Raw genomic sequence first — 15,292 nt, 5'->3', positions numbered from 1 at the left:
CCCTACGAGGTCAGACTCCTTTCAACGCCTTCAACAAGGCGGCGTTGAACCGCTCCGGATCCTGCACCTGTGGCGAATGCCCCAGGTCGTCGAAGCTCACCAGGGTCGCGCCGGGAATGGCGGCAGTGGCGGCCTTGCCCAGCGCCGGGTAGTCGCCCAGTGTGGCCTTCAACGCGGGTGAGGCCAGGTCGCGGCCAATCGCGGTGCGGTCCTTCTGGCCGATGAAGAACGTGGTGGGAACCCGCACGTTGGGCAGTTCGTATACCACCGGCTGGTTGAACACCATGTCCGAGGTCAGCGCCTGGCTCCAGGCCACGGCCTGCTTGCCGGGGCCCGCATACATGCCGGCCTGCATCCGTGCCCAATGCTCGTACTCGGGCGTCCATTGGCCGCTGTAGTAGACGTCAAGCTGGTACTTCTTGATGCTCTCGAAACTGGTGTTCAGTTCGTTGGCATACCACGCATCCACGCTGCGCCACGGCACGCCCTTGGCCTTCCAGTCTTCCAGCCCGATCGGATTGACCAGTGCCAGCTGGCGCAGCTGCTGCGGATACATCAACGCGAACCGCGTGGCCAGCATGCCGCCCATGGAATGGCCGACCAGGTCGACCTTGCTGCTGTCCAGCTTGAGGTGGGCCAGCAGCGCTTCGGTATTGGCGGCCAGCTGGCCAAACGAGTACTGGTAGCGCAGCGGCTTGCTGGACTTGCAGAAGCCGATCTGGTCCGGGGCGATCACCCGGTAGCCGGCAGCGCTCAACGCCTTGATCGTGTCGCGCCAGGTGCCCGCGCAGAAGTTCTTGCCATGCAGCAGCACCACGGTGCCGGCCATCGGCACCCCTTCCGGCGGAACGTCCAGATAGGCCATTTCCAGCGGCTGGCGCTGCGAATCGAAGCTGAAGGTCTTGACCGGCCAGCCGTAGTCGAAGGCCTGCAGGCGCGCATCGTAGGTGTCGGCGGCGAACGAGGTCAGGGGCAGGCAGGCAAGCAGGGCGGCGGCCAGGATGCGCATGGCGGTCTCCGGTAGGGGGAGCCCCGAGGATAACCGCCCGCGCGGCCGATCAGCACTCGATGACGTTGACCGCCAAGCCGCCGCGGCTGGTTTCCTTGTACTTGTCCTGCATGTCGCGGCCGGTATCGCGCATGGTCTTGATGACCTTGTCCAGCGACACCTTGTGCTTGCCGTCACCGCGCATGGCCATGCGCGAGGCGTTGATCGCCTTCACCGCGCCCATCGCATTGCGCTCGATGCAGGGGATCTGCACCAGCCCGCCGATCGGGTCGCAGGTCAGGCCCAGGTTGTGCTCCATGCCGATCTCGGCGGCGTTCTCGATCTGGCTGGGGTTGCCCCCCAGCGCCGCGACCAGGCCACCGGCGGCCATCGAACAGGCCACGCCCACTTCACCCTGGCAGCCGACCTCGGCACCGGAAATCGAGGCGTTTTCCTTGTACAGGATGCCGATCGCGGCCGAGGTCAGCAGGAAATCGAACACGCGCTGCTCGTTGGCACCGGGGCAGAACCGGTCGAAGTAATGCAGCACCGCCGGCAGCACGCCCGCCGCGCCGTTGGTCGGCGCAGTGACCACGCGGCCACCGGCGGCATTCTCTTCGTTGACCGCCAGGGCGTACAGGTTCACCCAGTCCAGCGTGGTGAGCGGATCGCGCATGGCCGCTTCCGGCTTGGACGACAGCTCACGGTACAGCGCCGGGGCGCGGCGCGACACATGCAGGCCGCCGGGCAGGGTGCCTTCCTGGCGGATGCCGCGGGCGCAGCACTGCTGCATGGCGTCCCAGATTTCGCGCAGCTGGTCGCGGATCTCGTCCTCGCTGCGCCAGCACTTCTCGTTCTCGAACATGAGCTGGGCAATGCTCAGGCCACTGCGCGCGGTCTGCGCCAGCAGTTCGTCGCCGCTCTTGAACGGGTAGGGCAGCGGGGTTTCATCGGGCACGATGCGGTCATCGGCCGCGTCATCCTGGTTGACTACGAAGCCACCCCCCACCGAGTAGTAGTCGCGCGTGGCGATCACCTGGTCCTGCGCGTCGTACGCGGTAAAGCGCATGCCATTGGTGTGGTAGGGCAGCTTCTGGCGCTTGTTCAGGCCCAGGTCGCGCTTCTCGTCGAAGGCGATCTCATGGGTGCCCATCAGCCGGATGCGCTTGCTGCTGCGGATCCGCTCCAGCGTGCCGGGAATGATGTCCGGATCGATCAGGTTCGGGCGCTGGCCTTCCAGGCCCAGCAGCACGGCCTTGTCAGTACCATGGCCGCGGCCGGTCAACGCCAGTGAGCCATAGACGTCGGCGCGGATGCGCACCACATCCTGCAGGCAGCCCGGGTCCAGCAGCCAGCGGTGCACGAAGCGTTCGGCGGCCTTCATCGGTCCTACGGTGTGCGAGGAGCTCGGGCCAATGCCGATCTTGAAAACGTCGAACGTGCTGACAGCCATGAGTGCCAAACTGCGGGTATCGGATGGAGCACTATTCTATGCTGTCCGCGCCCGCCACCCTGGCTGCAACGCAACATATCGACCTTATGTTCATCCTTTACCAGCGCGATGACTGCCACCTCTGCGACCGGGCCCTCACAGTCCTGGCCCAGGCCCGGGTTTCCGGGCTGGACAGTGTGTTCATCGACGATGACGCGGCCCTGGAGGCCCGCTACGGCAGCCGCGTCCCGGTACTGCGCGACGGGCAGGGCCGGGAGCTGGACTGGCCCTTCGATGCCGCCACCCTGTCGGCCTGGATGAGCAACCACCGGTAGCGCCGGCGGTTGGCCGGCACCACGGACTGTCCCTCGACCAGGCAGTTACTTCGCCTGGAGCTTGACCACGGTGCTGATCGCGGTGTCATCCGGAATGGTCTTGGTGTCCTTCCAGTCGTCACCGCCGCCAACACCGAAGTCCAGGCGCTTGACCGTGGCCTTGCCGGTCAGCACCGGGTTGGCACCGGGCTTCCACTCGAAGGTGAAGATGACCGGCTTGCTCACCCCGCGCAGCGCCAGCGTGCCATTGGCCACGTACTTGTTGTCGCCGGTCTTGGTGAAGCCCTTTGCGGTGTACGTCGCGGTGGCGAACTTGGCCACGTTGAAGAACTCTGCCCCCTGCAGGGTGGAATCGCGGTCGCTGTTGCCGGACGTTGCCTTGGCCAGCGGAATGGTCACGTCCAGCGTACCGGCGGCCGGGTTGGCCGGATCGAAGCTGACCTTGGTCGAGAAGCCGGGGAAGCTGCCCGCGAACACTTCACCGTCGTACTTGGTGGCGAAGGCCAGGTGCGAGCCGGGGCCGGGCGCCTGCACGTAATCGGCGGCCAGCACCGGCGCGGTGGCCATCAGGCCGGCCAGCGCGGCAGCCACGGCGGCGGGGGAAGTGAGCTTGATGTTCATCGTCAGTCCTTCTGGGGGGAGGCGAGCCAACCCTGCGGCAGCATGCGCGCAAGCGTGGCGTCGCGTTGGAAAAGGTGGTGGTACAGCGCGGCGCCGGCATGCGCGACCACCACGGCGATCAGCAGCCAGAAGCCCCACTCATGGATGGCATGGGAGATGTCGCGCGCATCAGCGCTGGGGGCGACCAGCTTGGGTACGTCGACCAGCCCGAACCAGCGGAACGGCCGCAGGCCGCTGGCCGAATCGTAGATCCAGCCGGACAGCGGCAGCGCGAACATCAGCACGTACAGCAGCCAGTGGGTGGCGGAGGCGATGCGTTCCTGCCAGGTCGGCGTGCCGGGCACCGGTTCGGGCGCGCCCGCGTACAGGCGCCAGCCCAGGCGCAGCGCCACCAATGCAAGCACCGTGATGCCCAGCGATTTGTGCGCGGTGTAGACCCAGAAATACTTCGGGGTGCGCGGCAGTTCGCCCATGGTCAGGCCGACGATGCCCAGCAGCAGGATGAGCAGGGCGATCAGCCAGTGCAGGGCTTGGCTGACACCGCCCCAGCGGTCATGGGTATTTCGGGTGGTCATGGCGAGCGCTTCCGGGCTGGCGAAGGAGATGGGGTGTCCGAGCCGTCGATCGGGTCGGGAGTTCCCGGTTCGCCGACGGACGGTGTGTCCTGCGGATCGGTGGCGCCGCGGTCGCGCAGGGCCTCCGCTTCGATGCGCAGCTGGACCTGGTCGCCGATCATCGACGGCCACGCATCCACGCCGAACGCACTGCGGCTGAGCGTGGCGGTGGCGGAAAAGCCAGCAGTGCGGCGGAACGGAGGCATCGGGTGGCGCTTGACCGCGTTGAGCGTGACATCGAGCGCCACTTCGCGGCTCACGCCACGCAGGGTCAACTCGCCGATCACCCGTGCATGGGTGGCGTCCACCGGCTCGATGCGGGTGGAAACAAAACGCGCCTCGGGATGGCGTTCGGCGTCGAGCAGATTGCGCGCCAGGGCAGCCTTGTTCCATTTGTCATCGCCAAGATCCAGGCGTTGCAGCGGCACGCTGACCGTCAGCGCAGCGCTGGTCCAGTCGTCGGGATCGAAGGAAAGCACGCCTTCGCTGCCCGATACCGTGCCCAACGCCTGCGAGAAACCCGCATGCTCGACCGCAAACAGCACCCGCGTATGCACCGGGTCGAGGCGGTAGGTGTCAGGCGCAGCGCTCACCGCCCAGGGGGCGGTGCACAACATCAGGGCAAGGGTCAGGCGCTTGGTCACGGCCGGCTCCATTCAGGGCTGGGCCGATCATACGCGCTGGTCCGTGATGCCTGGCAGCACCATGGCTGCAACAGATCGTGGTGCGCGCCATGGGCTGCGGCGGGGGCGCTGTGCAGCGCACTGTGTGACAATCCCGGGCAACAGGGAGAACTCGATGGCGTTCAGCACGCGCAGTTGGCGGGCAGGCATCGTGCTGCTGGCACTGGCGTTGTATGGGGTGCCGACGGCGTTGTGGGCCGCAGGGACATCGGCAGAGACACCGCGCATGCGCCGCCTTGGTGCTGCCGAAGGCATGCCCTCACGCATGGTGCTGGCGCTGGCGCAGGACCGGCAGGGCTATATCTGGGCCGCCACCGATGATGGCCTGGCCCGCATCGACGGCGTCGGTCTGCGGGTCTGGCGCAATGAACCCGACGATCCCGGCTCCTTGCCCGGCAACGAGATCGAAACACTGCTGGTCGATCCGCTTGATCGGGTCTGGGTGGGCAGCAACGGCGCTGGCCTGAGCGTGCTCGGACCGGGCCGCGAACGCTTCGAACGGTTTCCCGACCTCAGCGAGCGGTGCGAGGGGCAGTTCTGGTCGCTGGCGTACGCGGGCAAGGCGCTGTGGATCGGTACCAATCGCCATGGCATCTGCCGGCGGGAGGAAGACGGAACGCTGGTGCGCTACCAGGCCAATGCCGCCGATCCAGCCGCGCTCCCCGACGACACCATCTACAGCCTGCTGTCCGATCCGCAGGGACGTGTCTGGGTGGGCACCGGAAGTGGCGTGGCGCGCTGGGATGGGCGTGGCTTCACCCGGATCGCCCCGGCTGTGCTGGGGGGGAAAAGCGTGTTCCGGTTGAGCCGTGACCCCGATGGCACCGTCTGGGCCGGTACCGAAGGGGGGCTGTTCCGGATCGACAGCGATGGCAGCGCCCGCCCGGCACCGTGGACGCTTGGCGCCGACGTGCGCGCCGCATCGGTGGTGCATGACCGGAACGGCGGGTATTGGCTGGGCACGGCCGACGGTCTGTACCGCGGCGACGAAACACAGCTGCGGCTTCTGGCCGGCGATGCCGGAAGTGGTTTCCTCACCGAGCGCAGCGGCGTGCTGGACATGCTGCAGGACCATGAAGGCGGCCTGTGGGTGGCCATGCTGACCCAGGGGCTGGCCTACCTCCCTCCGGACTGGAAGCGTTTCTCCACCTGGTACCAGCTTGATGGCAAGCCATTGGACAGCGTGTACCTGCTCGGCGCTGCCGCGGCAGGCAACGACTACTACGTGGCCGGGGCGCATGGTGTGTACCGGTTGGACGCCGGCGGGCGCCTGCGCCAGATCGCCACGGACAAACAGCTCGGCGTGGGTGCGGTCTGGTCGGTGTCCGCGCGCGCCGATGGTGCGCTCTGGCTCGGTCGGGCCGGAAGGCTGGGGCTGTTCCAGCCCCGCACCGGACAGCTGCGCGAGTGGAAAATCGGGGGCGGTGCGGATGTCCGCCAACGCATCGATCTGATCCGTGAAGCGCCCAATGGCGACCTGTGGCTGTCGATCATGAACTACGGGGTGCAGCGTCGTGACGGGCAGGGCAACCTGCTTGATGACATCCGCATCGGTGACGGCCGCGGTCTGGTCGAGGTGCCGGTGGAGCAGATGCTGTTCGACCCGCGCGGCCAGCTGTGGATCATGGGGGACATGGGCGAGCTGGGATTGCTGCGCTGGCAGGAAGATCGGTTCGAACGGGTGCCGGGCATCACACCCGGCAACATCTACGACATGGCCTGGTCCGGCCCCGATGAGGTCTGGATGGCGCGCAAGGGCAGCCTGGAGCGCTACCGCTGGGACGGGCTGAGCATGACCCTGCGCGAGCGCGTCGGGGCTGCGCAGGGCATGCCACCCGTGTCCGTGGGCGGGCTGATCCTGGGCCGCGACGGCCAGGTCTGGGCCACCACGCCGCGAGGCCTGGTGTGCTGGCATTCGCGCGAGCGCCGCCTGCGCCTGTACGGCGAACGCGACGGACTGCCCGACAGCGAATTCAGTGGACGTCCGCCGGTGGCCGCAGCCGATGGCCGGGCACTGGCGGTCACCGCCACCGGCCTGGTGGGGTTCGACCCCAACGCAGCAGACAGCGTGCTGCCGCCGTCGCAGCTGGTCATCGACAACATCCAGGTGCGCCGCGATGACGCCGAAGGCCAGCAGTCGCTGCCGGTCAATGCGCCACTGGTGCTGGGCCCGGGGGACCGCGACCTGATCATTTCGGCGCGCCTGCTGTCATATGCCAGCCCGATGGGCAACCGCTACCGCTACCGCGTGTCCGGTTACGACCAGAACTGGGTGATGCAGAATGCCGATGGCGAACGGCTGTTGTCGCGGCTGCCATCGGGCCAGTACGCCATCGACGTGCAGGCAGCGACCGCGCATGGAGAGTGGACACCGTCACGCACGATCAGTGTGCAGGTGCAGCCACCGTGGTGGCGCAGCAGCTGGGCCATCCTGGGCTACGTGATGCTGTGGCTGCTGCTGGTGGCAGCGGTGGCGGCATTTGCCCGCGCCCGGCTGCGGCGCCGCCAGCAATGGCAGCTGACCGTGCACAAACAGCAGATCGCCGAACAGGCTTCCCAGGCCAAGAGCCGGTTCCTTGCCACGCTCGGCCATGAGGTGCGCACACCGATGACGGGGGTGCTGGGCATGAGCGAGCTGCTGCTGGCCACCCCGCTGGATGAGCTGCAGCGCGGCTACGCCGCGTCCATCCAGCACGCCGGCACCCATCTGTTGCGGCTGGTGAATGACGCCCTGGACCTGGCCCGGATCGAAGCGGGTCGGCTCGAACTGGACATCCGACCGTTTGACCTGATGTCGATGCTGGCCCAGGTCGAAACCCTCATGGAGCCGATGGCGCATCACCGCGGGTTGGCGTTCGAACGCAGCTTCAACCTGTCCGGCCCGGTGCAGGTCAGCGGCGACGAGATGCGCGTGCGCCAGATCCTGATGAACCTGCTCGGCAACGCGATCAAGTTCACCGAACACGGCCACGTCGGTCTGGGTGTCGAGCTGGTGCCGGGAGGCAGCGGTATTGCCCTGGAGGTCACCGACACCGGGCCGGGCATCAACGAAGACCAGCAGCAGCGTCTGTTCCACCGTTTCGAACAGGCGGACGGCCCGCGTACGGCGTCCCGCTATGGTGGCAGTGGCCTGGGCCTGGCGATCTGCCAGGAGCTTGCCGTGGCAATGGGCGGACGCATCGCCATCGACAGCCAACCCGGACAGGGCGCCCGCTTCACCGTGCACCTGCCGCTGCCGTGGAGTGAGCGCCAGGGTGCCGCCCCGCATGCGCCGCCGCATGGCGCGCCGATTGCGCTGCCGCCGCTGCGGATACTGCTGGTGGAAGATGATGCCACCGTGGCCGATGTCATCGCCGGCCTCCTGCAGGCCCGCGGACACAGTGTCGTGCATGCCCTGCATGGGCTGGCGGCATTGTCGGAAGTAGCTGCCGGACGTTTCGATGTCGGCCTGCTTGATCTGGACCTGCCCGCGCTGGACGGCATCGCCATCGCCGGGCAGCTGCGCGCGATGGGCTACGCGCTGCCGCTGATCGCGGTGACGGCACGTTCCGATGCCTACGCCGAGCAACAGGTCCTGGCAGCCGGGTTTGATGGCTTCCTGCGCAAGCCGGTGACCGGCGATCTGCTGGTGGCGGCGATCTCGCAGGCGTTCGCCAGCCGCCGAAGCCCGTCGGGGACAGCGGCCTCTCCATAGGCTGCGTATCAGAAATCAGCAAAATCAATCCAAAGTTTGATTCGCCGCTATGTGACGTATTTACGGGTGCGCGGATGCGCCCTGGTCGCGATGGCCCTACCGTGGCCGCAATGAGAACGATGACGTTGCGGTAGACGGTGACGCCTCCGCGAGAGGCCCTGCGCGGGCAGACCGTAGCGTTGCTGCTGGCCTTGCTGATGTGGCCGGCAGCGAGCCTTGCGGGTGTCGTACATGTGCCCTCGCCACGCCTGCTGGGCATGGCCGACGGCCTGCACGAGCCCTCTGTGCGTGAAATCGCCGAAGACGCGTCGGGCTATCTGTGGCTGGCGGGCAGCGACGGGCTGATGCGTTTCGATGGACAGCAGTACCGGCTCTGGCGGCTCGAAGAAGGCTTGCCGGACCTGGACCTGCGCGCGTTGCACGTGGATGCCGTCGACCGGTTGTGGGTGGGAACGGCCACCGTGGGGCTGGTCATGATGGGCGCTGATCGCGGTGGCTTCCAGCGGCTGCCGGCATCGGCCCCGTCGGCGCTGCGACAAGGCCCGGTGCGCCAGATACGCAGCAGCGGCGATGGCCGGGTCTGGGCCATTGGCAGCGACCGTCAGCTCTATGGGCTGGCGCCGCACGATCCGCATTGGCAGCTGCATCGCTTTCCGCTGGAGGGGGGCGCGGTGAGGGCCCTTGCGCGGGATCACACGGGCGCATTGTGGGTGGCCCAGTCCTCGTCGCTTTGGCACTGGGAGGGCGAAGCGTTTGCGCGGGTGGCGCTGCCACCTGCATTTACCGCACCCATCCAGTCGCTCTGGGCCGACCCGCAGGGCGGGGTGGAAATCACCTCGGTACGCGGCACCTGGGCAGTGGACATGGCCGCGCGCACCGGTGTGCGGCCGGTGGGCGCCCGCAGCGTGCTGCGCAGCGCTGACGGCACGCTCTGGCAGCAGCAGGGCGCCGTGTTGCTGCGGCGGGAGTCCGGCCCGGGTGTGCCGTGGGCACTGCAGCCACCTCCGGGCAGCGCGCCGGGGCCGGTGGTGATCCGGCAGGCGCTGGAAGATCGCAACGGGGACCTGTGGTGGGTGAGTGAGCAACATGGCGTGTGGTGGCTGTCGGCGCGCTGGCGACAGTTCACGGCATTGCCCGCCGGTGCCGACGGCGGGCCGGGAATCGGCAGTCACCATGCGCTGGGCCTGGCGGCCTCGGGCATGCACCACGCCTGGATTGCTGGCAGCCGCGGGCGCCTGCAGCGTATTGACCTGCGCTCCGGACGCAGTCGTGACGTACTCAGCTACCCGCTGGGCGGCGCCGGTTCACTGCCTGTCGGCGTGGCCGAAGATGCGCAGGGACGGGTCTGGGTTGCCAGTGCCGATCGGCTGTTGCGCCATGACCCGCGTCAGCACAGCACGCGCGACTGGGCATTGGGGCTGGGTACGGAACAAGGGGCCATCACCCTGCAGATGTGCGCGCAGGGGCAGATCTGGCTGGCGCACCCGCAGGCGATCCAGCGGTGGTCCACAGATGGCGAGCGGCAGCACAGTGCGCCCCCGCAGAGCCTTGGCCTGCGGCCCCATGTGCCGGTGCGGCAGCTGTTGTGCACGCGTGATGGCGAGGTGTGGGCCACTGACCCGCAAGGCGTGATGCGCTGGTCTGCCGCGCGTGAGCGCTTCGAGAGGGTCCAGGGCGACGGCGACGGACCGGTATCGGCCCTCGCCGAAAGCGACGATGGGACCCTGTGGGTCAGTCGTCCGGCGGCCCTGGAACAGTACCGTCGGGCGCAGGGGCGCCTGCATGCACTCCACCGCGTCGCCGGTGCCGAGGGCTACCCGCTGTTGCGCGCCAATGCGCTGGCGGTGGGTGCCGACGGCGTGGCGTGGGCGGGAGCCGCGCGCGGTGTGGTGCGGGTGGATCCGCATACCGGCGAGGTGGAGGTGTTGGGCACCGCGCAGGGCCTGCCCGTGCAGGAAGTGCTCCCGCACCGGTTGCTTCGGCTCGGCTCGGGTGCACTGCTGGCGGGTGTACGCGAAGGCGGCCTGCTGGCGTTCGACCCACGCGCCCTGCGTGGCCCTGCGACGGTGCCAATACTGGTGATCGATGCAATGAGCCGTCGTCGTCATGGGCGGGTGATCCAGGTGCCGATTGCGGCGCAGCCGGTCATTCTGGGCACGGGCGACCGCCATGTGCGGGTCGCCGCGAAGCTGCTCGGTCGCGGCGATCCGGATCGCATCCAGTATCACTTCCGCCTGCTGGGCCAGGACCCGTCGTGGGTCGACACCGGTCCTGTCGCGCAACGACTGTTCGCCCGGCTGCCGGCCGGTGAACACTCCCTGCTGGTAAAGGCGCGGCATGCCGGCGGTGCATGGTCGGCGGTGCGCCAGGTGCAGCTGCGCGTGGTGCCGCGATGGTGGGAAACCCGGCCGGGTCGGATCGCACTGGCTGCCGGGCTCTGCGCAGCGATCGTGGGGGTAGCGCGGCTGCATCATCGACGACAGCGGCGACGCGCGCAGCGCCGGCAGGCCCGTGCCCGCCACCAGCGGGCCGAGCAGGACTCGATGCAGCGTACCCGTTTCCTGGCCGAGCTGGGACGCCAGGTGCGCGTGCCGTTGACACCGGTGCTCGGCTGGAGCGAGCTGCTGCTGCAGTCCCCGTTGTCGCCGGTGCAGCGCGAGCAGGTGGGCAGCCTTCAGCAGGCCGGTCACCACCTGTTGCAGTTGATGGACGATGCGCTGGACCTGGCGGGTATCGAATCCGGCCGCCTGCAGCTGCAACCAGCGCCCTTCGTGCTGGCCGATGTGCTGCGCGAGCTGCACGCGCTGCTGCTGCCGGTGGCCCACCGCAAGGCCCTGGCACTGCACTGGACCAGTACGTTGCCGCCTGGCGCGTGCTTCCACGGCGATGTGCAGCGGCTGCGCCAGATCCTGCTGAACCTGCTCGGCAACGCCCTCAAGTTCACGGCGCACGGACAGGTCAGCCTTGGCGCGCGCAGCGCTCCGGATGATCGTGGGCTGTTGCTGTGTGTGTCAGATACCGGGCCGGGAATGAGCCCGGCGCAGCTCCGGCGGTTGTTCCAGCGATTCAGCCAGGTCGACGGCGCCGCTCCGGTCACCCACGAGGCCGGCAGCGGATTGGGACTGGCCATCAGCCGGGAGCTGGCGCACGCCATGGGAGGGCGACTGGACGTCGACAGCCAGCGCGGGCGGGGTACCCAGTTCCAGTTGATGCTGCCCTGGCCGGTGCTGCCACCGGCAGCTGCGCCGGCTACGCCGCACCCCGGCGCATCCCCTGCAGGTCCATCGCGCTCGTTGCGGGTGATGGTGCTGTTGCCCGCGGCCGAGCGCGAGGCCGTCGAGGTGATATGCGCGCTGTTGCGCTCGCACGGCCATCGGGTGGTTGCCGTGGAGGACGCAGACGCCTGGATGCGCGATGTCGATCCGGGGCCCTGGGACCTGATTGCGGCCGATCCGGACATGCTGGTGGCCGGCGGGCGAATGAGCGCGCGGCTTCCCTGGCTGTGGCCGGGGGTGCGGCGCCTGGCGCTCACGCCACGCGCGGATGCCGGCGCCGAGCGCGACGCACGGGCGGCCGGGTTCGACGGATTTCTGCGTCTGCCCGTGACCGGAGCACGCCTGGCGGCCGCCGTGGTGGTCGCATGATCGGCAGGCTGCGGACAGCTACGCGCCTGCCGCAACGCCTGATGGCGGTGGTGCTGCCGCTGCTGCTGCTTGCGGCATCGGCACGCGCGGCGGTCCCCACGGCTCTGCGTTTCACCACTGCCGATGGGCTGCCTTCCAACGCGGTGCACCAGGTGGTGGAAGATCGCGATGGCTACCTGTGGTTCGCCACCGATGACGGCCTGGCGCGTTTCGACGGCCAGCGCTTCCGGATCTGGCGCATCGAGCAGGGTCTGGCCGACAACCAGCTGCTGGCGATGGCCACGGATGCGCAGGACCGGTTGTGGCTGGGAACGGCGCAGGGCCAGCTCATGCGGATGTCGGCCGACCGCAGCCATGTCGAGCGTTTCGACAGCCGGCGTTATCCGGCCTTGGCCGGCACGTCCATCAGCGTCGTGTTGCCGGCTCCGGATGGCGTGGTGTGGTTCGGTACCCGTGATGCCGGTCTGTTCCGGCTCGGACCGGGGCATCGGCTGCGCCAGTATCTGCCTACCGCGAACGCGGACGGCCTGCCCGACCGCCGTGTCGAGCACCTGGCGCTGGCGGCCGATGGCACGCTCTGGGTCGGAACGCCGCGCGGATTGGCGCGCTGGCGGAACGGTCACTTCCTGCCGCCTCCTTCAATGCTGGCGACTGCGCCGGTCAGCGCGCTGCTGGTGGATGCGGAGCAGCGGCTGTGGGTCAGCGGCGCGGCAGGACCGTGGCGATCGTCGGATACGGGACGGCTGGAACCGGTGGATGCACCGGCTGGAACGCGTGCGCTGGGTGTGTCGCGACGCGGTGGGCCGTGGCTCGGCGAAGATGCCACGATCTGGAAGAGTGGGGCCGCGCCGCACTCCGGGTTGAGCGTGGCGCCGTTGGGCAGCAGCGACATGCCCCGGTTCCGCAGCGCCCTTGAAGATCGCCACGGCAGCGTGTGGTTGCTCGGGCGGCATCTGGGCGTTTGGCGGCTGCCACCGCATTGGCAGCACTTTGCAGCGCTTGATCAGACACCGCCTGCGATGCCGGCGGTCAGCGGGGTACATCTGGAGCTGGATGCGCCGACGCAGCATCTGGCCTGCGCCGATGGCAGCCGGTGGCAAGTGGACGCCAGCGGAATCCGGCGATTGCCCGCAGGCGGTGCGGGTGCCCGGCAGTGGCGATGGGATGCGATCGGGCAGGCTCGTCCCCAGGGTCCGCTGGCGCTGCATTGCGATGCCGCCAATGGGGTGTGGTGGGGTGGGCGGCATGGCCTGGCGCGATGGGCCGACGGGCGCTTCGAGGCCGTTTCCGGTGTGGAAGGCGAGGTAAGTGCGCTGCATCTGGCCGCGGACGGTGCGCTGTGGGTGGCTACTCCAGGCAGGGTGCGGCGCTATCTGATCCAGGACGGCCTGGCCCGGCCGGGTGTGCAGATCGACGCACGGCAGGGGCTGCCGTCGCTCCGATTGGCGTCCTTGGCCAGCGACGTCCACGGCGCGCTGTGGGCGACCAGCGCGCGCGGCCTGTTGCGTCTTCGCCCGCGCGAGGGCCAGGTGCGGCTGTACACGCGCAGCGAAGGCGTGCCGGAGGCCGTGTTCAATGCACAGCTGCAGGCCGCTGGATCGACGATGCTGGCCGTGGATGGGCACGGACGTGCAGTGCGCTTCGATCCGACGGGACTGGCGGCATGCAGGGGCGAGCCGGCGCTGGTGGTGGAGCGCGTGCAGCTGCACCGCGACGGCAGCCTGCACCTGCTTCCGTCCGCGACGGTCCTTCCACTGCGGCCGGATGACCGGGACATCCAGGTCAGCGTCCGCCTGCTTGGCGCTCCGGTGCAGGCCCGCCAGCAGTACCGGTTCCGGCTGTGCGGCCTGGACCGGGACTGGATCCGCGTGGGCCGCAGCGGTACCCGCGGCTTCCCGCAACTGCCGCCCGGCGAGCACCGGCTGGAGTTCCAGGCACGCCTGGCCGATGGCAGCTGGTCGCCGACCCGGGCGCTGCTGCTGCAGGTGGAGCGCAGTGGCTGGCACCACCCGGTGCTGGTGGGCGCGCGGGTGACCGCCGGTGCGTTGTTGGTGGGCGGTGGGGCCTGGGCGGCGGTGCGCCGGGTCGCGCGCGGCCGACGGGCGCAGGCGTCGGCACAGCGCCTGTCGCTGCTGCTGCGCTCGGCACAGGCCAAGGCGCACTACCTGGCGACCCTGGGCCACGAAGTGCGTACACCGCTCACCGGCATCCTGGGCATGGCCGAACTGCTGCTGTCGTCGCCGCTGCACGCGGCCCAGCGGCAGCCATTGGAGCGGATACTGCAGGGCGGGCATGCGCTTCTGGAGCGGGTCAATCACGCACTGGACCAGGCGCGGCTGGAGGCCGGCTGTGCGCCCCTCCACGCTGCCGACTTTGACGTGGCGGCGGTGCACCGGCAGTGGGTGGCACGCCAGATCGTACCGTCCTGCCGTCGGGGTACCGCGCTGGCCCTGTGCCTGCAGCTGCCCGGGGACGCACGCGCGCATGGTGATGCGCCGCGACTGGTTCAACTGCTCGACGCGGTCGCACGCGTCGTGGGCAGGCACACAGGTGCCGCGCACATGGTGTTGGAGGTGGCATGGCGGCCGGGCCGCGAGGGCCTGCTGTGGACGTTCAACGCCGGCGGCCGCGCCGCGCACCCGTCCGCGGCCGGCGTCGGCAAGGCCGTGCCTACGCCGTCGATGGCGTCCCTGCGCACGGCATTGACTGCCGCCGAACGTCTGGCCGGGGCCCTTGGCGGCACGCTGTGCGTGCACGCCCTCGGCAGCGGACGGTGGCGCGTGCAGGTGGGATTGCCGATGCCGACGGTGGCGCCGCAGCCCCGCGGCCGGGTGTTGCTGGTGGACGAAGACCGCCAGGCCGCCCGTGAGACCAGTGCGCTGCTGTCGGTGCACGGCTGCGAGCTGGTGCATGCGCCGCACGCGTTGGCCGGCCTGACCGAGCTGGCCGCAGGCCGCTTCGACCTGGTGCTGGTGGACATGGAACTGTCCGGCATCGATGGGCCGACCCTGATCGGCCTGCTGTCTGCGCGGAACGTGACCGCGCCGGTGCTGGCGCTGAGCCGGCGGTCCGCGACAGAGCTGCCTGAGCGGATTGGCGCCGTCGGCGGTGCGGGAATTCTGCCCAAGCCGGTCACCGCCACGACGCTTCGGCTGGCGCTGCAGCAGGCCGGTCTGGCCTGACGGTTCGTTCCGATCAAGCGAACCGTTTACCATCCCTCCGTAACTTGTGCCTTTTGCGACAAGTCCTGCCCGGTATGCACGTCACCGGGTGACCCAGAC

At 69.1% G+C, this 15,292-nt stretch carries 9 protein-coding genes; 4 read left to right on the top strand and 5 right to left on the bottom strand.

The genetic code is table 11. From position 1 onward, the window contains the following. Nucleotides 1–10: 10 nt before the first annotated feature. Both ACGFZ3_RS11235 and ACGFZ3_RS11230 read right to left on the bottom strand, forming a co-directional pair. Nucleotides 11–1,009: an alpha/beta fold hydrolase gene (locus ACGFZ3_RS11235; protein WP_392920659.1), complete on the bottom strand. Its 999-nt coding sequence runs from the start codon at nucleotides 1,007–1,009 to the stop codon at nucleotides 11–13. Nucleotides 1,010–1,058: 49 nt separating this feature from the next. Then, a complete protein-coding gene (locus tag ACGFZ3_RS11230) occupies nucleotides 1,059–2,441 on the bottom strand; it encodes an L-serine ammonia-lyase (RefSeq protein WP_068853685.1) in 1,383 nt (460 codons plus the stop codon). An 86-nt stretch (nucleotides 2,442–2,527) separates the two neighbouring features. On the opposite strand from ACGFZ3_RS11230, the gene ACGFZ3_RS11225 reads away from it, so the two are divergent. Further along, nucleotides 2,528–2,755: a glutaredoxin family protein gene (locus ACGFZ3_RS11225; protein ID WP_392920977.1), complete on the top strand. Its 228-nt coding sequence runs from the start codon at nucleotides 2,528–2,530 to the stop codon at nucleotides 2,753–2,755. 45 nt (nucleotides 2,756–2,800) lie between these two features. On the opposite strand, the gene ACGFZ3_RS11220 is transcribed toward ACGFZ3_RS11225, so the two are convergent. From ACGFZ3_RS11220 to ACGFZ3_RS11210, 3 genes are read right to left on the bottom strand one after another with little or no spacing between them, the layout of a single operon-like run. Beyond that, a complete protein-coding gene (locus tag ACGFZ3_RS11220; protein WP_392920655.1) occupies nucleotides 2,801–3,376 on the bottom strand; it encodes a YceI family protein in 576 nt (191 codons plus the stop codon). A gap of 2 nt (nucleotides 3,377–3,378) precedes the next feature. Further along, entirely contained in the window at nucleotides 3,379–3,951 is a 573-nt protein-coding gene (locus tag ACGFZ3_RS11215) for a cytochrome b (protein ID WP_392920652.1), read from the bottom strand. Then, nucleotides 3,948–4,646 (bottom strand): YceI family protein, encoded by a 699-nt coding sequence (locus ACGFZ3_RS11210; RefSeq protein WP_392920648.1) that lies wholly within the window; start codon nucleotides 4,644–4,646, stop codon nucleotides 3,948–3,950. Before ACGFZ3_RS11210 ends, ACGFZ3_RS11215 begins: the two co-directional genes overlap by 4 nt. Nucleotides 4,647–4,788: 142 nt before the next feature. Between ACGFZ3_RS11210 and ACGFZ3_RS11205 the strand changes: the two genes are divergently transcribed. The 3 genes from ACGFZ3_RS11205 (at nucleotide 4,789) to ACGFZ3_RS11195 (ending at nucleotide 15,193) form a co-directional block, all read left to right on the top strand. Beyond that, nucleotides 4,789–8,367 (top strand): ATP-binding protein, encoded by a 3,579-nt coding sequence (locus tag ACGFZ3_RS11205; protein WP_392920645.1) that lies wholly within the window; start codon nucleotides 4,789–4,791, stop codon nucleotides 8,365–8,367. Nucleotides 8,368–8,504: 137 nt separating this feature from the next. Further along, nucleotides 8,505–12,011 (top strand): ATP-binding protein, encoded by a 3,507-nt coding sequence (locus tag ACGFZ3_RS11200; protein WP_392920642.1) that lies wholly within the window; start codon nucleotides 8,505–8,507, stop codon nucleotides 12,009–12,011. Beyond that, a complete protein-coding gene (locus tag ACGFZ3_RS11195) occupies nucleotides 12,008–15,193 on the top strand; it encodes a two-component regulator propeller domain-containing protein (protein WP_392920639.1) in 3,186 nt (1,061 codons plus the stop codon). Before ACGFZ3_RS11200 ends, ACGFZ3_RS11195 begins: the two co-directional genes overlap by 4 nt. Nucleotides 15,194–15,292: the final 99 nt, after the last annotated feature.

The sequence above is a fragment of the Stenotrophomonas sp. NPDC047960 genome, from assembly GCF_043204395.1.
GTDB lineage: Bacteria > Pseudomonadota > Gammaproteobacteria > Xanthomonadales > Xanthomonadaceae > Stenotrophomonas.
Note: the sequence above shows the minus strand (reverse complement) of the source record. Positions and strands in the feature narration are given on the sequence as shown.